The 456-nt window shown below is 66.0% G+C and carries 1 protein-coding gene; it reads left to right on the top strand.

The features are described 5' to 3' along the window. The coding region (locus tag TL10_RS29350) for a DUF3237 domain-containing protein (protein WP_082068128.1) at positions 1-456 on the top strand (456 nt) is incomplete at both ends.

Here is a 456-nt window from a genome sequence, read left to right as displayed (position 1 = left end):
TGAAGTTGGAGCCGGAGTTCTCGTACACCGCAGAGCTTGCCGAACCACAAATCGTGGGCCCGGGCCCTTACGGGCTGCGTCAGGTCCTGGCTGTCACCGGAGGAAAGGTCACCGGAAACCGAATCAGCGGCACCGCCGCCCCCGGCGGCGGAGACTGGCTACTGGCCGGTGCCGACGGCTACGGCCGACTCGACGTGCGGGCCCAGTTCTACACCGACGACGGCGCCGTCATCTACATGAGCTACCAGGGACTGGTCGAGGTCAACGAAGCGGCCGCTGGCGCCCTCGGCGGCGTCGGCGGTGGCACCGACTTCGGCGACCACTACTTCGTCACCACCCCGCGCCTGGAATGCGGAGACCCCAAGTACGCCTGGGTAAACCAGACGATCTTCGTCGGACAGGGACGGATCCAACCCGGACCTGTCGTCGAATTCCAGGTCTTCCGAGTCACGCTGT

The organism is Mycolicibacterium llatzerense (assembly GCF_000878195.1).
GTDB lineage: Bacteria > Actinomycetota > Actinomycetes > Mycobacteriales > Mycobacteriaceae > Mycobacterium > Mycobacterium llatzerense.
This window is presented reverse-complemented; position numbering and strand designations above follow the sequence as displayed.